Raw genomic sequence first — 17373 nt, forward strand, 5'->3', positions numbered from 1 at the left:
CTCATTGCTACAACTCGGTTTGTTGCCTAGGGCGGACGCGAGATGCAGATAACGGGGTTTTGTTGCTATTTTATATTAATTTTAATATACAAGCCTACGCGGTGGAGTGCTTTAGCTAATGGAAGTTCAAGCCCACCGGTGCTTTCAAGGACAATTAAGTCCACACTGAAACGACGTAAATACTCAATGGTATGTGCAATCCCTTTCGGGTTGTTGGTTTCGGTTTTTGTTCGTTTTTGGGTAGAAAGCCCAATGACGAAATGACGTTTAGCAACATCAATACCACAATAAGTTTGTTCATTCATCATTAACCTGCCTTGCATTCGGGTTTAAGTCTGGCAACTGTTCGGTTTTTTGGTGAAATGTTATCTGCTCTCATTGCTACAACTCGGTTTGTTGCCTAGGGCGGACGCGAGATGCAGATAACGGGGTTTTGTTGCTATTTTATATTAATTTTAATATACAAGGGGCGTATCGCATACGCCCCTGTGCTAGATATTTACTTATAGAACACTCTATTTTTGTTTTTTTATTTTTTTGATATTTGGGCTGATGACTTTTTTCTTTGGTAGTTATAACGGGTTTCGCTCGTTGAGCGACTTACTTTCTTTTGCTTACTCAAAAGAAAGTAAGCAAAGAAAAGTGTACCCGCTCAAATTGCTTTTCCTCATTCAGCAAAAATTTTTTTAACGAAAAGTAAGCCCATACTCGCTTCGCTGCGTTCAGGCGTTACTTTTCTAAAAATTTTCGCTGAATGAGGGCAATTTGTACGGGAGAGTGGAGTGTTCATAGTCAAAAGTGCGGTGGGATTTTGAGGGTGTTTTTATTCTTTGGGGAAATTAGATAAAAATGGTATTAAAAAACACCGCACTTTTTATGATCTAGGACACGAGGGAAAACAGATAGCAAATATTTTTATTTTCATAGAACGAAATCCGTAGAGGCGTATCGCATACGCCTCGTCATTATGCTGCATTTTTACTATTTTTATTTATCGAACGATTACTTAACTGATTAAATTAAATACAAAAACTGCGTCCACACTATCACCAATAGCATTATTTGTCCGCCTCTTTCTCTTTTTTCGGTGGATCTTCATCGAACTTCACCACAGGAACACAGCTACGGCACGCACCTTGGTCGATTCCAAGCTCTTTGCAAAATTCGCTGTATTTATCCCATAATCTTCTGAATAAGCCTTTTTGTTTTTCTGTCATTGTTTTCCCTCCACAATGCAATACCAACTTTAAGTTTAAAATCATAAGCTATCATAAAAGAATTTATGGCTTTTGCAATAGCTGTTTTACCTCCGCACGACAAGCCTGTAACCATTGTTTTTTGCCCGTTGTGGGCGGGCTTTTGAGCTGACAATAGTGGGATAATAACGGCATTTTATCCAGCTCTACCGTAGCGAGTAATCGCCGAATTGCGGGAATGGTTGCGACGAGGCTACGTTGGTAATAGGCAAAATAATGTAAGGCGTTGCGATCCTGTAGATTGAGCGTCCAATCCAATGGCGGGGAAGCCAATTTTTCCGCCATAGGGTGGAAAGCTAGCCCAATGTCCCGTTGAAATTGGGCTTTGAGCTTGGCACAAAACGCCTTACCCGCGTGGCTCAGTCCTTTAACGCCAATCGCAGTGTAACAACCACTACTCGCCTCTTTATGTTCCCCCACATAAACCAGCTCGAATCCGCATTTCTGCCAAAAATACGCCAGCTCCTCAGCATAGCCAAAACTTACGGAAAGAAAATCCACTGCTAAATTATGATCCAATGTGGCGATTAAACCTTGTCCAATGCCCTGATTTTGCCATTTCGATTGTATCGCAATGCGGGAAATACGCAAGGATTTCAGCCGACACGCCGCTTCTTGCAAGCCATACTGACAAAGCATTTGTGCCACTAAATTGCCTTTCGGGCGGCAAACACCCTGCATAATGCTTTCGATAAGTGAAGCGTCCGCCATTCCGCCCTCTTCCAACAACCACGCCCCGCCGATCAAGTGGTGATCCGACTTTGCGAGTAAAAATCGTTGCTTTGTGCCATCAAGCAAACGGCGGAGATCCACTGGAGAGGTTTTGTAATGTGCCAGCGTCAGCAAACCGTAAAAATCTTGATAATTCCCTTGGTGGAAAAGGGTTTGCTGAGTCTGCCACTGCAAGTCTATCGTTGCTTGCAAATAAAAATTCGGTTGGCTTAAATGCTCCTCCGCATTCAACAGCAGAAGATCTTCAATAAAGGGTTCGATGAGATCATCGGCTCGCCAACGCAATGGCTCTGTTAAAGTGAAATGTTGCAAAGTGCGGTCATTTTTTTGCATAAATTTCAGCCAAAACCCTCGCCCTGTGCCTTCATAACTCTGTACGGTGGTTGTGCATAAAACGTGCAAAAATCCTTGACAAAGCTGGCGAAGCAACGGTAAGGGGAGCATCGCTGCTTCATCAATAATCAACCAACGGGAGCGAAATAGCTCGGGGTTTTGTTGCAGTTTTTCCGCCAGTTCATCAGGGGCAATAAAATCCAAAGGCTTGGCGGAAAAATCTTGCAAAATTTGCACCGCACTTTTATTCGAGGCGGTAATGAGTACATTCGGCAAACGTGCCGCTAGCAATCCTGCCAAAGCGGATTTTCCTCGCCCGCGTTTTGCGGTAATCACATTTATTGCTTTCGGAGCAGTTAAGATCTGCTCCAAAATTCGCTGTTGATCGATTGTGGCTAAATGAGAAACGGTTTGCGGCTTGCTATTAATCAACGGATTTGGCGGAACAAACTGTGCTGCGTTTTCCTGTTGATAAATGGGAAAACCGTATTTTTGCACGATCTGCTGAAAAAATTGTACAAAATTTGGCGTGGCAATCCCCTCTGGCACGCCGCTCCAGCGTTGGCTATCTAAATCAATTTGGTGGGCTAACCTTTGCCAATGGTTAAAAAGCAAGAATAAGAAACCGCCCGCTTGCAACGTGCCTGCAGCAATGGCAAGGGTATCAAGGTTAAAGCTGTGCCGAGCATCGTAAAAAATCCATTGCTGTTCGCTGCCGAGCTGATTTTTCGCTTTGAAAAAAGGGATTGGCGTGATGGCTGGCAATGAAAAGAGCGGTGCAATATTTTCATCAAAAAAAAGCACCGCACTTTGTGCCGATAGCGAGAATAATAACGGGGAAAGCTGGGCGTGTAGCCAATCATTATCCCCGCTTAATATAACAAGCTGACGAGGTTGCAAGGCTAGATTTTTTCCGTTAAATAGGGATCAGCAAAGCCTAGCTCTTGCATAATTTCTGTTTCGAGGCTTTCCATTTCTTCCGCTTCGTCGTCTTCAATATGGTCATAGCCAAGCAAATGCAAGCAACCGTGTACGACCATATGCGCCCAATGTGCCATCAGCGGTTTGCCTTGTTCTGCGGCTTCTCGTTCCACCACTTGGCGGCAAATGACTAAATCGCCAAGTAGCGGCAATTCCACCTCTTCGGGGCATTCAAACGGAAAGGAAAGCACATTCGTTGGGTAATCTTTACCGCGATAAGTGGCGTTTAGCTGTTGGCTTTCCGCCTCGTCCACGATGCGAATAGTAATCTCAGGCTCAAGATTTTCCGCTTGAACCGCCGCCGTCGCCCATTGTTGAAGCTGCTGTTCTGAGGGCAAATTTTCGCTATTTTCAGTCGCTATTTGTAAATCAATAATCACGGGTTTCATTTTGTGTTTCTCAGTTTGTTTCTTCTCGTTGGCTCTGGTTTTGTTCTTGTTGGCTATGCTCTTGTTGACGTAGCAAGGCTCGTTCTTGGCGGCGGATTTCTTCTTTTTCGTCCCAAAGATCATAGGCTTGCACCACTTTAGCCACCACGGGATGGCGAACAATATCTTTGCTCTCAAAATAATTAAAGCTTAATTCTGGCACGTTTTCTAACACTTCAATGGCGTGGCGTAAGCCCGATTTTTGGCTACGCGGTAAGTCAATCTGAGTGATGTCGCCCGTAATCACCGCTTTGGAATTGAAGCCTATCCGCGTTAAAAACATTTTCATTTGCTCTGTGGTGGTGTTTTGGCTTTCGTCTAAAATAATGAAGCTGTCATTGAGCGTCCGACCTCGCATATACGCCAGCGGTGCAATTTCAATCACGTTGCGTTCCATTAATTTTTGCACTTTTTCAAAACCAAGCATTTCAAATAACGCATCATAGAGCGGTCGTAAATAAGGCTCAATTTTCTGCCCTAAATCCCCTGGTAAAAAACCGAGCTTTTCCCCCGCTTCCACGGCAGGGCGAGTGAGCAAAATTCGGCGGATTTCTTGACGCTCTAGGGCTTCCACCGCAGCGGCAACCGCTAAAAAGGTTTTGCCCGTTCCCGCTGGCCCAATTCCAAAGCAAATGTCGTGGCGTAAAATATTATGCAAATATTGAATTTGATTTGCTCCACGCGGCTTAATTAAACCACGTTTTGTTTTGATCGTGGTTTGATACACTTTTGGCACGGCATTTTGCTCTGTCTGTTCCGTGTCGTCTTGCAGTAACATTCGATTTTCCTGAATGGCTAAATGGACATCAGATAAATCAATTTCTTTTACCACACCACGCACAGGAGCGGTTTCCAAATAAAGCCGTTGAATTAATGCCGCGACTTTACTCAACAATTTTTCGTGATGCGGTTTTGGCGACTGTTCATTAAATTTGAGCGTAAAGGTAAAATTACGCCGTGCAATTTCTAAGGAAAACGCCTTTTCTATCAACTGGATATTTTCATCAAATGCCCCACAAAGTGCCTGCAAACGGGCGTTATCTTGAGGGGTAAGCGTAATAATTAGACTAGACAAATTAAACACCTATTAAATAAAAAATAAAGAATACCTTACAATAATCAACACACTTATAAGTTAGATTAGAGCTTCTTTTCTAAAACATCATATTTATACACTGTTTTTCTTATTTTATCTCAACAATATGATTAATGATTGTTCTACTTCCCAAATGAATAGCATAATAGGAATAATTACTCTATTTAATAAATCACCTCTATTATTTTAAAAAAATAGCACTATATTTATCAATAGATTATGCCTTTCAACAAATCCCCTCCCTCCTCCTATTAATAAATTGTTTCCGATTGGGCATTACTTCCAATACTGATGATTTTTTTCCCCAATCACCAAGTACAATACGTTCAAAGTGCGGTGGAATTTTATGTTGATTTTGACGATGCGTATGACCGTGAATAAGTTGAGATACATTGAATTGTCGCATTATTTTTAATACAAACTCTTCGTTCACATCCATAATTTGATGGGGTTTATACTGCTTATCCTGCTTGCTTTTTGCTCTAATTTTCTCAGCAATTTTTAACCGCACTTTTAATGGAAGGTGTAAAAAAAGCCATTGTCGCCATTTTTGATGTACTTTTGTACGATAACGTTGATATGCCTCATCATCCGTGCAAAGCGTATCTCCATGGCAAAGCAACGTTGGCGTGCCATATAAATCTATCACTTGATAATCTGGTAAAAGCGTTAAACCACAAGATTGGGCAAATTTTTTACCAATTAAAAAATCTCGATTGCCACGTATAAAATAACACGCCACGCCTTTTTGCGTTAAAGTGCAAATTTGCTGTTTAACTAAATCAATAAGTGGAGATTGTTCATCATCGCCAATCCAGAAATCAAACAAATCGCCTAAAATATACAATTTTTCAGCGTCTTTCGCCTGGGTTTGCATAAAATCCACAAAAAGGGCGGTTAAATCAGGGCGATTTTCGCTTAAATGTAAATCGGCAATAAAATAGGTTTTCGGCATAGTTTAGCTTATTTTTCCGCAATAAAAATTGTTGGTTAGACTAGCATTTTTTTAGTGGATTGATACAAATATTTGCGAATTTTCGCTATACTTGTGCAAATTTTTTTCCAAGGTATGGATTTATGTTAAAACTTCTCCGAATTATTGTCATTACTCTATGTTGCATATTGATTTGTTTATGCGGCACGATTTATTCTCTTATTCGTTTTAGAAATCCAAGTAATGTCGGTGATGTTGCACGTTGGTTCGGGCGTTTGTATCCCCTGTTTGGTTTAACGGTAGAACATCGTTTTCCCGAAAATGCCGAAACTGTTGGTCCTTGTATCTATATTGGCAATCATCAAAATAATTATGATATGGTAACCATTTCTTATATGGTTATGCCTCGCACGGTGAGTGTTGGGAAAAAGAGCCTGATTTGGATACCTTTTTTTGGCATTTTGTATTGGGCATCGGGGAATATTTTTTTAGATCGCGATAATCGTTCTAAAGCCCACAGCACAATGACACAACTTGCCGAACGTATCAACAAAGACAATCTTTCAATTTGGATGTTTCCAGAGGGGACACGTAGTCGAGGGCGTGGCTTATTACCTTTCAAAACAGGGGCTTTTCACGCTGCCATTGCTGCAGGTGTGCCGATTGTGCCAGTGGTTTGTTCAACAACACATAATAAAATTGACCTTAATCGTTGTAAAAATGGAAAAGTAATTTGCGAAATGTTGCCCCCCATTGATACCTCTTCCTACACGAAAGACACTGTACGCGACTTAGCGAATTATTGCCATTCATTAATGGAACAAAAAATTAATGAACTTGATGCTGAAATTGCCGCTCAATCAAAATCAGCAAACTAAAATGAAGAAGATCTCTCGCCGTCAATTATTCAAAAATGCCCTGACTTTCGGGGCGTTTTCTACTATTCCAAATTCACTATGGGCTGCGACTCGCCAACCTTTACCGATTCCTCCCTTAATGGAAACCCGTCGAGGCAGACCTCTTTTTTTAGAAATGACTAGCGTGCGAATACCTCTTCAACAAGAAAAACAAACAGAAGTTTGGGGATTTAATGGTAATTATCTTGGTCCAACACTCAAAATGCGGCAAGGGGATTTTGCAAAATTAAACTATCGTAACAGCCTATCGCAAGTTATCGCATTAGCCATTCAAGGATTACAAGTAGAAGGTGAAGCATTAGGTGGCATTTCTCATCCATTCAAACCGGGACAAAGCTGGGCGCCGATTTTACCAATTACCCAAGCCGCCTGTACTTGTTACTATTCCGCTTGCACACTGGGATATTCAGCTTATCAAACCTATCGAGGGTTACTCGGACTATGTATTATTGAAGATAAAAAAAGCCGTAAATCCAGTTTGCCGCAAAAATATGGAATTAACGATATTCCATTAATTTTGCAAGATATGCGGCTAAATGATGAAGGCGTGCAATTATTTCAACAAAACCGACCGCACTTTTTTGGTAATCGTTTATTTGTCAATGGACAGGAATCCCCTTATTTAGAAGTACCTCGTGGCTGGGTACGCTTGCGTTTACTTAACGCTTCCCTTTCCCGTCGTTATGAACTGCGTTTTGATGATGACCGTGATTTTCAACTCATCGCCCTTGATCAAGGCTTCTTGCCACAAGCTAAAACAATGAATGTTCTTTCTCTCTCTCCAAGCGAACGTGCAGAAATTTTAGTCAATTTAAATGAAGGGGATAATACCACACTCATTGCGGGTAAAAAACGTAACATTTTCAGTAGAGTAACTGGTTTTTTCAGTGGTGAAAATGAACTCATCGACAATACTGTGCTAGAGCTTCGCCCACAAGGATTAAGTAGTGCTTTCGAGCAACATACCGCAATGCAATTTAATACTGATGCACCGCAAAGCTTAAAAGCAAACATCAGCCAAGAGCGTCAATTTCACATTGATGCCGATAATGGAATGCTGAATCAACAGCGTTTTGATCCTAGACGTATTGATGTAAACACCCGCTTAGGTTCAATAGAACGCTGGATACTTACCTCTATCTCACCTACAGGATTTAAGATACAAGGGGCAAAATTTATTGTAGAAAGTATTAACGATAAGCCCATCTCAGACAGTGATATTGCTTGGAAAGACAGTCTATGGATTGAAGGTAAAGTACAAATTTTAGTTCGTTTTGAACACGCCTCTTCCAATAGCCACCCTTTTACATTTGGTGCTGCCGATTTAATTGCTGCAGATAAAGGTTGCTTAGGATTAATTGTAGTGCAGTAGCTCAAATAACCATAGGTTATGAAATAGTATCCATTGTTCTAAAAGTGCGGTTGAATTTTTGTGAGTTTTTTTGTTAAATCAATATAAGTTTATGATTTTAGGTGTCTTTATGTGCCACTTATTAGGAATGAATTGTAATACGCCAACAGATATTGTCTTTTCTTTTGAAGGCTTTCGCCGTAGAGCGGGATTAACTGACTGCCACTCAGATGGCTTTGGTATTGCCTTTTTTGAAGGGAAAGGCGTTCGTATTTTTCGTGATAACAAAGCGGGACATAGTTCACCTATTGCCGATTGCGTTAAGCAATATCACATTAAATCCTTCAATGTGATCGCCCATATCCGCAAAGCCACACAAGGGGCTGTAACCATTGAAAATACCCACCCGTTTATTCGTGAAATTTGGGGGGAGAATTGGGTATTCGCTCACAATGGCAATCTCACTTCCATACCTGATATGTCAGAAAGTTTCTGCCAACCTATTGGCTCAACGGATTCTGAAGCAGCATTTTGTTATATGGCAGAGCAGCTCAAAAATCGTTTCCGAAAAAAGCCAACTGAAGAGGAAATTTTTCAAACTATTCAAGAGATTACTAAAGAATTAGCACAAAATGGAACCTTTAATTTTATCCTTTCCAATGGCAATTGGATGATTGCACATTGTTCTACCAATTTACATTATCTCACGCGAAAATCCCCTTTTGGTACAGCCCAACGTATTGATGACGATGATGTCATTGATTTCCGCGAATACACCACAGAAAAAGATAAAGTCACTATCATTACCACTTTTCCTCTCACAAAAAATGAGCCTTGGATCAAAATGGAACACGGTGGTTTTGTCTTCTTCAAAGATGGTGACAAAGTTTATGAAGTGCTCGGCAAGGCAACAGCGTCCATTGATGATGGAACCCTAGGACTAGCTAAAATCGCATAATTCCTATCTATGTCGTACTAGGTTAATTCAAATCTAGTACGCTAACCTTTTGAGAAATTATTATTCTTTAATCAAACTCACCACAAAAAGTTGATCACCATCACATATTCATAATCTTTTTATGCGATAAACCTATAATCCCTATATCATCTGCCGCGGTAATATTACGGGGCATTTTGCCTAGTAATTAGAATAAAATAAAAACGGAGTTATTCAATGTCAAAGAAAACAATAAGCAATAAATTTGATCTACTTTGGACGCTAAATTTATTTGGCACTGCGGTTGGTGCGGGCGTGCTATTTTTACCGATTAATGCGGGTATGGGGGGCTTTTGGCCATTAGTGGTAATGATGTGTCTTGTCGGACCGATGACGTATTTTTCTCATCGTGCTTTATCCAGATTTGTTTTATCCTCGTCCAAAGCGGGCAGTGATATTACGGAAGTGGTAGAAGAACATTTTGGTAAAAATGCGGGAAAGATCATCACATTATTATATTTTTTCGCCATTTTCCCGATTTTATTAATTTATGGCAATGGGATCACCAATACAGTTGAATCTTTTATGATAAATCAACTTGGACTCCCTGCCCCTAATCGCGTGTTGCTTTCGTTCATTCTGATTGCAAGTTTGATTTCAGTAATGCTGATGAGTGAAAAAATGATGCTGAAACTCACCGAATTTTTGGTTTATCCGCTGGTATTAATTCTTTTCGCCCTATCCATTTACTTAATTCCCCAATGGAATACGGCAATGCTGCACCAAATGCCTGATGCCACCAGTTTCATCAGTACCCTGTGGATCACCATTCCCGTACTGGTTTTTTCATTCAACCACTCCCCCGCAATTTCTTGCTTTTCTCAATCACAACAACGGGAATACCAGACCTTTGAATTAACGGAACAACACGCGAGCAAAACCCTCAAAAATACCTCAACATTATTGCTCTTTTTTGTAATGTTCTTCGTATTTAGCTGTGTTTTAACCCTCACGCCAGAAGATTTAGTGCAAGCCAAAGCGGAAAATATCAGCATTTTGTCCTTCTTGGCAAACAAATTTGACAATCCTTATATTTCCTACCTTGGACCTCTTGTGGCATTTTTAGCCATCACCAGCTCTTTCTTTGGACATTATTTAGGTGCAAGAGAAGGCATTCAAGGGCTATACTTAAAACTTTCTGGCAAGCAAGGCATTCAAAACCGAAAAACACTTAATTTTAGCACCGCACTTTTCTTTTTACTGACCCTATGGGCGGTAGCAATTATTAACCCAAGCATTTTAGGCTTAATTGAATCAATTGGCGGCCCAATTATTGCCACCATTCTCTTCTTAATGCCGATGTATGCAATCCGTAAAGTGCCAGCAATGTCACGTTACCAAGGTCATATCAGCAATATTTTCGTTACCATTATGGGAATCATTGCAATCTCTGCGGTTGTCTATGGCTTATTTTATTAATTGAGATAGAATAACCCTCTTTTGAATACAGGGCTGAAATGCCCTGCAATAAAATTTTAGAGTATTTTATGATTAGTGTTTTTGATATGTTTAAAATTGGTATTGGGCCGTCAAGCTCCCATACCGTCGGGCCAATGAAAGCAGGCAAACAATTTGTCGATGACCTGGCCGCCCAACATTTACTAGAAAAAGTAAGCCACATTAAAGTTGATGTATACGGCTCGCTGTCGATGACAGGGCGTGGACACAATACCGATATTGCGATCATTATGGGGCTGGCTGGGTATCTACCGCACGATGTGGATATTGATCTCATTCCGCATTTTATTTCTGAGGTAAAACGCACCGCACTTTTACCCCTTGCCCAAGAACAAAAAACCGCCCATTTTAATTACGAAACGGATATGGTTTTCCACCAAACTTTCCTTCCGTTACACGAAAATGGTATGACAATCTCTGCTTATGCGGAAGAAGAACTGCTTTATCGCCAAACTTATTATTCCATAGGAGGCGGTTTTATCGTTGATGAAGCTCATTTTGAGCAAAGCGAAGACAACGAAGTGAATGTACCTTTCCCCTATCAAAATGCCGCCGATATCTTACATCACTGTAAAGAAAATGGCTTAGCACTCTCAAGCCTAATGTTGCAGAATGAAATCGCCTTACACGGCAAAGAAGCAACGCAAGCTCATCTGAAACGCATTTGGCAAACAATGAAAGAATGTATTGAACACGGCTTAAGCACCGAAGGCTTATTACCTGGCCCGTTAAAAGTGGTTCGTCGTGCAGCGTCGCTCCACCGTTTACTACAAGCTAATAGCGGGCTTTCTAACGACCCAATGAAAGTGATTGACTGGGTGAATATGTACGCCCTTGCGGTGAATGAAGAAAATGCCGCTGGCGGGCGAGTGGTTACTGCTCCAACCAACGGTGCTTGCGGCATTGTGCCAGCCGTGTTGTCTTATTACGAAAAATTCGTTTCTCCAATCACAGACGAAGTGATCGAACGCTATTTATTAGCCTGCGGAATGATCGGCTCACTCTACAAAATGAACGCCTCCATTTCAGGGGCTGAAGTGGGATGTCAAGGCGAAGTTGGCGTGGCTTGCTCAATGGCTGCGGCAGGCTTAACCGAAATTTTGGGCGGAAGCCCTGAACAAGTGTGCATTGCCGCTGAAATCGCAATGGAACACAATCTTGGATTAACTTGCGATCCCGTCGGCGGACAAGTGCAAGTGCCTTGCATCGAACGCAACGCCATCGCCTCAGTCAAAGCCATCAACGCCAGCCGAATGGCACTGCAACGCACCAGCAATCCAAGAGTAACCCTAGATAAAGTTATTGAAACGATGTACGAAACAGGAAAAGATATGAACGCTAAATACCGCGAAACCTCCCAAGGGGGATTGGCAGTAAAAATTGTATGTACTTAAAGTTTTTTATATCACTAAATTAACTTTATTTACATATCAAACCGCTAGCTAAAAACAGTATAACTGTAAAGCAAGATAAAATAACGCAGTATGCAAGTAAGAATATGTGGCTACCAAATAAAATTTGGTGCTAAATATCGCCACTTGATTTCAAAATGATACTGCGTTACATCGCATCAAAGGAACATTTATCGTATCTTCACTTAAGACGTGACTTAAACGGCGAGAATAAAAAGCATAGAGCCTTTCTAGATTAAAAATTAGGGGCTGTCCTAGATAACTAGACTAAACTCCCTTTAACCAATTGTTTTAAAATAGAAATTTGACTTTTTATGTTGCTGTAATTAAAACGCCATTCACATTCCTTTAAATAAAGCTCAAAATGCGCTTTTGGGATACCATTAAATTTGCGTAAATGGCGTTTTGCTTGGCTTCAAAAATTCTCAATTCCGTTAATGTGGTTATGATTTTCAGCAAAATGTGTGCTGTGATTGATACGAAAATGACTAAATTCACTCACATCAAGCACGTCATAACTACGATAATTATCGGTGTAAACAATACTATCAGGCTTTACCTGCTCCCGAATAATGGGTAACAAGGTGGCAGATTGCGTATTTGGAACCGCAACGGTATAAACCTTGCCATTGCGCTTGAGAAGCCCGAATACCGCAATTTTCCCTGCCGCACCACGACCACGTTTGCCTTTGCGAGCACCGCCAAAATAACTTTCATCGGCTTCAATTTCACCTTCAAACATCTCTAAGTGAAGGCTGTTTTGATAGATGAGTTGGCGTAAACGATGAAAGTAATATGCGGCAGTCGTTTTGTTTACATTGACTAACTCTGCTGCTGTCCTTGCAGTAACACCTGCAACAAATAGCTCAATGAGTTTATTTTGTTTGTGCTGACTTAGACGACTTTTTCTCATTGGTTCATTCTAACCTAAATAGATTTTTTAGTTGTTATCTAGGACAGCCCCAAAATTTTTAACACATTGCGGTTGCGAACAAATACCTGGAATAAACATCGCGTCAGAGAGATCGTGAAAACGGTGATCTAACGGCTCGCTGGCGTTACCTGATTGCCACCAGCCATCAATACAACGTTCACTAAAAATAGCGATCCCTTCATCACCTGCACGCAACGGAAATGTTATGGCAAAGCCTCCCCCGCGTGGATAGCAGATCGGTACGTCCATTAAAGGAGGAATAGCAATACTTTTCCCATCAACTAACACCTGCTTAATTTGCACCGCAAGGCTCACCGTTTGCTTGGTCGGATGAAAATGTATAACTTTGGCGGGCAATGCCGTATGTAATTGTCGTAAGGTGTTTTGAATTTGAATATCTGTCGCACTTTCAGGTGTTGCGGTTTGATATTGGAAATCAGTCATTTTTTACTTTCCCCTTTCACTTTATTAAACTTGCCGCCAACTACGGTCATTTTGCTTAGCCAATCCCCACCTAGACCGTCGCCATTATGCGAGAGTTTGACAATTTTGTATTCACCATTGAAATATTCGATAATAGACTGCACCTTGACAAGTCCGCCAATTTGCAATGCGGGATTAAGTAAATAAGTCAGCTCCAAACCATCATCGGTTTGTTCTGGCGTACCTATCATCCCCGTTGCTTGGTTTAATAATACCGCCTCATCATTAAGCACCTTGTCATAAGGAAGAAAAAGCAACTTGCCATCTTGAATTGACCAGTTTGCTTTATTATTTTTAGCGATACGATTAAGGATCTCTCGGCTATCACCATTTAATACTCTTGCACGGGGTAATTGACGTTTATTGACGACATCTTGCGTCCCCGCCTCAAGTGCGGGCATATTTTTTTGCACTTCCGCGAGGATTTGTTCATCCGTTGCCCCTGAATTTAACGTGATATTTGAACGCCCTTGCGTGTAGGCTTGATGCCCATCTGCACATTCAAGCTCTAAAATAAAATCAAGTCCTTCACGCTTGATTTTTGCCTTAGTAATATCCCCTTGATAAATCTGACTAATTCGCTGATACCCCACCGATAACCTCACCTTTTTAAACTGTTGGCTTAACAATTGATTGATATGATTACGGTTTAGATTCCATATTTGAATCTGGGCTGGGTTAGGTTTTTCGCTTATGGTCTTATCGATAGAAAAAGCCACTCGCAGTTGGGTGATTGAGAGGGTCTCACTGTCGCTGATTAAATCAAGTTTCCATTGCCGTCCGAACTGTTTCATACTTTGGCCTCAATAAATAGCTGACAACGATTGGCTAAATCCTCAACAGTAGTTGGATCTAAATGTGTTTTGCTTAACTCCATTAGCCAAAACTGATAGGGTTGTGATGTGCGGTGCAATAATGGCACACCAATAGCGAGTGCCATCCCTTCACAGATTGTGCGTTGGTTGATCGGCTCGCTTACGTCCATCACCCAGCATTGCCCAATACTGTTATAACGTAATGTCAGTTTAATTTTCACCCCGTTAAAATCAAATACTTGCTCTTGATAAGGGGCGTTTGTAATTGGAAGTTGATACCACATCGTTTAACTCCGCAAATTATTCAGCCAAGATTTTATCTTTTCAGCCGCTTTAGGTTGAGTGATTCCTTGATTGACTTTACTCGCAGATTGCACACTTGCCCGCCCACTTTTTTTATTCCCCATTACCGAATTTGCTCCCTTTATTGATTTTGTTTCGACAATAAAAATCTCGCGGGCAGTCAGGGTAAATTCAGCCGAACCGTCCGCCGTTTGTTTTACGCTAACTGATTGTAATAGCATATTTTGGTAAAGGTGTAAGCCCGTTTGAATATCAATGGTTTCACCTGACTTTTGACAGGCGATTAAATCCGCATAGCATTTTTTTACTCTGCTGCTATTCGGTGAACTATCAAGCAGATTACCTAACCCAAAATCCGGTAAAAAAGGGGCTAAGGCTCTGACTTGCCCAAAAACTTGCTGAGCCTGAGCAGCCATTCCTAACCCTTGACTAAGTAGTCGCGTTGCTTTACTCAAAGTTTGTGCGGTTTGCATAGCAAAAGGAACAGGTAAAGGCAATTGGTTAAGAAAATCTGTTGCTCCCCGAATGTGAGGAAGCCCCAATTCAGACAATCCTAAACCTTGCTGATCGTGATCGACCATTACCCCTACAATCGTGATTTGTTTAGGTTGCAATACGCTGTGATCCGCAATGCTTGCTCCAGACTCAATCGGATTTTCCGTAATAGATAATTCCGATTGATGGCTCTCTTCTGTCGTCGCATCTAATTTAATATTACCGATCGCACGGTTAGAAATTTGTACAAAATCTAACATAATTATTGCCTTTTTTATTATTTCCTTTTTTATCAGTTCCGTGCCGTAAAACTCCGTCCTTTAGGTGGGGGGAGAGGATATTAAGTCCTACAACAAGAAATAAAATCGCTAACGCATTAGGGATCAACCCTGAACAACTTGATTTCTAACTTCACATTGCGAAGCTAGATTGTCCATTTTGAATTGTGCGATTGACTTCATTAGCGATCAATTTTGCGTCTTGTTGAGGGTTTCCTGAGCTTTGCAAGGTAATGTTCGTCGTTACCTTGTTGTTGCTATTTTTTACGCTGTTATCCGCGTTATTCGCAACCGCCCCTGCGGCAGGAAGTGCGGTCGGATTGAGATCGTTTTTCTCCGCCTTATCACCGCCAAACCAGCCACTGAACCACCCTCCGCCTTCTTTGTCAGAAGAGAAAAATCCCTTTACCCCTTCAACAATCGGCTTAATGTAAGTATCGTATTTTTCCGTTACCCAATTAAACGCCGCCTCAAAAGGCTTTTTGATAAAATCAGTGACTTGAGCAAAATTCTCTTTCACATTTTCTACGCTAATTTCTTTGCCGGTAAACAGATCCCAAAGGGTTTTGACGAACGTAAATCCGGCTTTAAACGGAAAGGTGATAATCTCAATCACAGTGTTAAAAATCTCTGAGAGGGAAGACATACTAAACCATTGGGTAAATTGATTCCATTTCGCTTTTACCCATTTGAACGCGAGGCGAAACGGCGAGGTGATAATCTGCCATAAGCCCGATAGTACCGATCCGAGCATTGTTATACTCGCTTTGACTAAATGAACCATAAGGTTAAAGAAATTTTTAGCCACCTTGATCGCCCCGCTTATCATTTTAGTAAAGCCTTGTGCAATCAGATCGCCATCACCGCTAAATATCCCTTGTAGGAAATCCCAAAGCCCACTCAGATAATCCCAAAGCCCTGAAAATAGCTCAATAACATAATGAATGCTTTCTTCCACCCAAGCCTTCATCAGTGCAAATATCGGCTGTAGCTCCTCAAGTTTTTGTTGAATTTTTGCGATAACCTTAATCACAGGCTCCCAGGCTTTGCCAAAATAGCTTTCGCCACCTTGCATATACACAATAAGATCGTCGATTAAGGCGATCAACCCCACTAAAGCGGCACAAATTGCGGTAACGGCGAGTAGCATTGGGTTTGTTGCTAAGGTAATGAGCAATTTCCGATTTAACCAGGCGACGGCCGCCCCGACAAGATAAATGACATTTTTCCAGCCGATAGTTGCCGAAATAACCCGATCTAACGCGTTGACAAAGCCGCTTACAAAGCGAATGACTTTACTCAGTTTATCGACAAATTTCGTCAAGGTGCCTTTAATGAGCTGATTGTTGGTAATAAACCATTGCTTAAATATCGCAATAAGCTCTCGCACGACGGGGGATAGACGAAGCGAAACAAACTCACTCACCCCTTTAATGATTTGCCAGAACTCCGTCATAGCATCTTTAAACGCGGCTGCCTCATCCGCATTTTCAGCCGTACCTAACGAAAGGGCTTCCGCATTTTGCAATGCTGCTTCCATTTGCTCATTGCTTAATCGCAGTGTCTGAATCATTGAGGCATCAATACCGAGTTTAGCTAACATCGCAATTTGCTGTTGTTCGCTCAACCCTTTCATTTTTTGGCGAATCTCTTCCATCATTTCAGAAGCGGTTTTCACATCGCCATTGGCTTTTTTCGCACTCAATCCATAATGCTCGAAGGCTTTCGCACCTAAGCCGACACCATTTGCTGCTTCACCGATCGTGCGAGAAAGCCCCGCAATGGAGGCTTGAGCTGCCTCTGCGGATGAGCCATTGACTTCAGCGACTTTGCCGAGTAGTTGAATTTGTTTCGCTGATTCTCCCGTCACACGTGAAAGCTGAGCGATTTCATCAAGTGCGGTCAAATTTTTGTCTAAAAAAACGCCGATCCCCACTGCCATTGCCCCGATTGCCGCCCCGACAACCCCTGCGGCTTTCCCAACGGCTTTGAGTGTACTATCAAATTTTTTTAGTTTTCCTGTATCAGCCTCTACGGCAATTTTCACTAATAACTCACTCAGTAGCATTTTGCTCAGCCTCCAACATTTCTACGACCACCGAATGAAAATCGAGCAAATCGCCTAAGCTATAGACCGTTCTTAAATCGTTTAGGGTGCAAAGGTTTTTCA

At 41.5% G+C, this 17373-nt stretch carries 15 protein-coding genes and 2 pseudogenes; 5 read left to right on the top strand and 12 right to left on the bottom strand.

Features of this window, described 5'->3' with window-relative positions; genetic code table 11:
• Nucleotides 1–77: 77 nt before the first annotated feature.
• From DXZ23_RS08005 to lpxH, 6 genes and pseudogenes are all read right to left on the bottom strand, one after another.
• Nucleotides 78–308, bottom strand: a pseudogene (locus DXZ23_RS08005) (IS110 family transposase); the annotation flags it as partial.
• A 750-nt stretch (nt 309–1058) separates the two neighbouring features.
• Nucleotides 1059–1217: a DUF5363 domain-containing protein gene (locus DXZ23_RS15425; RefSeq protein ID WP_017807162.1), complete on the bottom strand. Its 159-nt coding sequence runs from the start codon at nt 1215–1217 to the stop codon at nt 1059–1061.
• Nucleotides 1218–1280: 63 nt separating this feature from the next.
• Nucleotides 1281–3221 carry a tRNA(Met) cytidine acetyltransferase TmcA gene (locus tag DXZ23_RS08010; RefSeq protein ID WP_017807163.1) on the bottom strand — a complete coding sequence of 647 codons (1941 nt, stop codon included), beginning with the start codon at nt 3219–3221 and terminating at the stop codon, nt 1281–1283.
• Nucleotides 3222–3223: 2 nt separating this feature from the next.
• The gene (ybeY, locus tag DXZ23_RS08015) at nt 3224–3691 is read right to left on the bottom strand and encodes an rRNA maturation RNase YbeY (RefSeq protein WP_017807164.1); all 468 of its coding nucleotides are present in this window, start codon (nt 3689–3691) and stop codon (nt 3224–3226) included.
• Between the two features lie 10 nt (nt 3692–3701).
• Entirely contained in the window at nt 3702–4814 is a 1113-nt protein-coding gene (locus DXZ23_RS08020; protein WP_021724172.1) for a PhoH family protein, read from the bottom strand.
• A 238-nt stretch (nt 4815–5052) separates the two neighbouring features.
• Nucleotides 5053–5781 (bottom strand): UDP-2,3-diacylglucosamine diphosphatase, encoded by a 729-nt coding sequence (gene lpxH, locus DXZ23_RS08025; RefSeq protein WP_017807166.1) that lies wholly within the window; start codon nt 5779–5781, stop codon nt 5053–5055.
• 122 nt (nt 5782–5903) lie between these two features.
• On the opposite strand from lpxH, the gene DXZ23_RS08030 reads away from it, so the two are divergent.
• The 5 genes from DXZ23_RS08030 to DXZ23_RS08050 all read left to right on the top strand — a co-directional run bounded on the left by DXZ23_RS08030 (nt 5904) and on the right by DXZ23_RS08050 (nt 11877).
• Nucleotides 5904–6638: a 1-acylglycerol-3-phosphate O-acyltransferase gene (locus DXZ23_RS08030; protein ID WP_017807167.1), complete on the top strand. Its 735-nt coding sequence runs from the start codon at nt 5904–5906 to the stop codon at nt 6636–6638.
• 1 nt (nt 6639) lies between these two features.
• A complete protein-coding gene (locus DXZ23_RS08035) occupies nt 6640–8049 on the top strand; it encodes a multicopper oxidase domain-containing protein (RefSeq protein ID WP_021724174.1) in 1410 nt (469 codons plus the stop codon).
• A gap of 109 nt (nt 8050–8158) precedes the next feature.
• Nucleotides 8159–8986: a class II glutamine amidotransferase gene (locus DXZ23_RS08040; protein ID WP_017807169.1), complete on the top strand. Its 828-nt coding sequence runs from the start codon at nt 8159–8161 to the stop codon at nt 8984–8986.
• A gap of 216 nt (nt 8987–9202) precedes the next feature.
• Nucleotides 9203–10444 (top strand): serine/threonine transporter, encoded by a 1242-nt coding sequence (locus DXZ23_RS08045; protein WP_017807170.1) that lies wholly within the window; start codon nt 9203–9205, stop codon nt 10442–10444.
• A 68-nt stretch (nt 10445–10512) separates the two neighbouring features.
• Nucleotides 10513–11877, top strand: a complete 1365-nt coding sequence (locus DXZ23_RS08050; protein WP_035687667.1) for an L-serine ammonia-lyase — start codon at nt 10513–10515, stop codon at nt 11875–11877.
• 280 nt (nt 11878–12157) lie between these two features.
• Here DXZ23_RS08050 and DXZ23_RS08055 read toward each other — a convergent pair.
• The 6 genes and pseudogenes from DXZ23_RS08055 to DXZ23_RS08080 all read right to left on the bottom strand — a co-directional run bounded on the left by DXZ23_RS08055 (nt 12158) and on the right by DXZ23_RS08080 (nt 17271).
• A pseudogene (locus tag DXZ23_RS08055) lies at nt 12158–12808 on the bottom strand (IS1595-like element ISHpa1 family transposase).
• A gap of 27 nt (nt 12809–12835) precedes the next feature.
• Nucleotides 12836–13273 (bottom strand): Gp138 family membrane-puncturing spike protein, encoded by a 438-nt coding sequence (locus DXZ23_RS08060; protein WP_017807095.1) that lies wholly within the window; start codon nt 13271–13273, stop codon nt 12836–12838.
• Nucleotides 13270–14106 (bottom strand): phage protein, encoded by an 837-nt coding sequence (locus tag DXZ23_RS08065; protein ID WP_017807096.1) that lies wholly within the window; start codon nt 14104–14106, stop codon nt 13270–13272. The genes DXZ23_RS08060 and DXZ23_RS08065 overlap by 4 nt, the downstream gene beginning before the upstream one ends.
• Nucleotides 14103–14411: a phage baseplate plug family protein gene (locus DXZ23_RS08070; protein WP_017807097.1), complete on the bottom strand. Its 309-nt coding sequence runs from the start codon at nt 14409–14411 to the stop codon at nt 14103–14105. Before DXZ23_RS08070 ends, DXZ23_RS08065 begins: the two co-directional genes overlap by 4 nt.
• Nucleotides 14412–14414: 3 nt before the next feature.
• On the bottom strand, nt 14415–15185 hold the full coding sequence (locus DXZ23_RS08075; RefSeq protein ID WP_017807098.1) for a phage baseplate protein: 771 nt from the start codon (nt 15183–15185) through the stop codon (nt 14415–14417).
• Nucleotides 15186–15336: 151 nt separating this feature from the next.
• Nucleotides 15337–17271, bottom strand: coding sequence for a phage tail protein (locus tag DXZ23_RS08080; RefSeq protein WP_017807099.1), 1935 nt, complete (start codon nt 17269–17271; stop codon nt 15337–15339).
• Between the last annotated feature and the right edge of the window lie 102 nt (nt 17272–17373).

The organism is Avibacterium paragallinarum (assembly GCF_900450705.1).
Taxonomy (GTDB): Bacteria; Pseudomonadota; Gammaproteobacteria; order Enterobacterales; family Pasteurellaceae; genus Avibacterium; species Avibacterium paragallinarum.

Bases quoted from the DNA above. Each gene is read 5' to 3' on its own strand.
- DXZ23_RS08080 (WP_017807099.1), bottom strand. From the start codon at position 17,271: ATGCTACTGAGTGAGTTATTAGTGAAAATTGCCGTAGAGGCTGATACA.
- DXZ23_RS08035 (WP_021724174.1), top strand. From the start codon at position 6,640: ATGAAGAAGATCTCTCGCCGTCAATTATTCAAAAATGCCCTGACTTTC.
- ybeY (WP_017807164.1), bottom strand. From the start codon at position 3,691: ATGAAACCCGTGATTATTGATTTACAAATAGCGACTGAAAATAGCGAA.
- DXZ23_RS08040 (WP_017807169.1), top strand. From the start codon at position 8,159: ATGTGCCACTTATTAGGAATGAATTGTAATACGCCAACAGATATTGTC.
- DXZ23_RS08060 (WP_017807095.1), bottom strand. From the start codon at position 13,273: ATGACTGATTTCCAATATCAAACCGCAACACCTGAAAGTGCGACAGAT.
- DXZ23_RS08050 (WP_035687667.1), top strand. From the start codon at position 10,513: ATGATTAGTGTTTTTGATATGTTTAAAATTGGTATTGGGCCGTCAAGC.
- DXZ23_RS08045 (WP_017807170.1), top strand. From the start codon at position 9,203: ATGTCAAAGAAAACAATAAGCAATAAATTTGATCTACTTTGGACGCTA.
- lpxH (WP_017807166.1), bottom strand. From the start codon at position 5,781: ATGCCGAAAACCTATTTTATTGCCGATTTACATTTAAGCGAAAATCGC.
- DXZ23_RS08030 (WP_017807167.1), top strand. From the start codon at position 5,904: ATGTTAAAACTTCTCCGAATTATTGTCATTACTCTATGTTGCATATTG.
- DXZ23_RS15425 (WP_017807162.1), bottom strand. From the start codon at position 1,217: ATGACAGAAAAACAAAAAGGCTTATTCAGAAGATTATGGGATAAATAC.
- DXZ23_RS08070 (WP_017807097.1), bottom strand. From the start codon at position 14,411: ATGTGGTATCAACTTCCAATTACAAACGCCCCTTATCAAGAGCAAGTA.
- DXZ23_RS08065 (WP_017807096.1), bottom strand. From the start codon at position 14,106: ATGAAACAGTTCGGACGGCAATGGAAACTTGATTTAATCAGCGACAGT.
- DXZ23_RS08075 (WP_017807098.1), bottom strand. From the start codon at position 15,185: ATGTTAGATTTTGTACAAATTTCTAACCGTGCGATCGGTAATATTAAA.